This is a genomic window from Gilliamella sp. Pas-s27 (genome assembly GCF_009795865.1).
Classification (GTDB): domain Bacteria; phylum Pseudomonadota; class Gammaproteobacteria; order Enterobacterales; family Orbaceae; genus Gilliamella.
This window is the reverse complement of the sequence record NZ_WTEW01000115.1, coordinates 1-380: the sequence shown is the minus strand read 5'-3', so window position 1 is coordinate 380 and position 380 is coordinate 1. Positions and strand designations below refer to the sequence as shown.

The 380-nt window shown below is 46.8% G+C and carries 1 protein-coding gene; it reads left to right on the top strand.

Annotated elements, in window-relative coordinates:
- On the top strand, positions 1-380 hold a 380-nt coding region (locus tag GQ589_RS11945), incomplete at both ends, for a contractile injection system protein, VgrG/Pvc8 family (RefSeq protein WP_202115116.1).

Genomic DNA, 380 nt, shown 5'->3' with positions numbered 1-380 from the left:
CCGAGTGGCACCTTAGATGGTGGCACGGAAAGTGTTTGGGCTATTCGCTTACACAGTGACGTGGTGGCATCTTCGGTTGAGGTAAACGACTATAACTATCGAACCGCCAACGCTGATTTACACAAAGACATCAATACCCAACCGAAGAACACCACCACCTATGGCACTGAGTACCGTTATGAGGAGCACTACAAAGGTCTGACGGATAATGGTGCCAATGCTAGTGGCAGTCATGATAATGGACGTGAGAGTGAGACGAATACTAATGATAGTGATAACAATTCGAGTGAAATGAGTATCGAAAGTGGTGAATGGTATGCCCGCCTACGCCACGAACAAAAAATCAGCCAACAGGTGATTATCCACGGTAAAAGCAACCG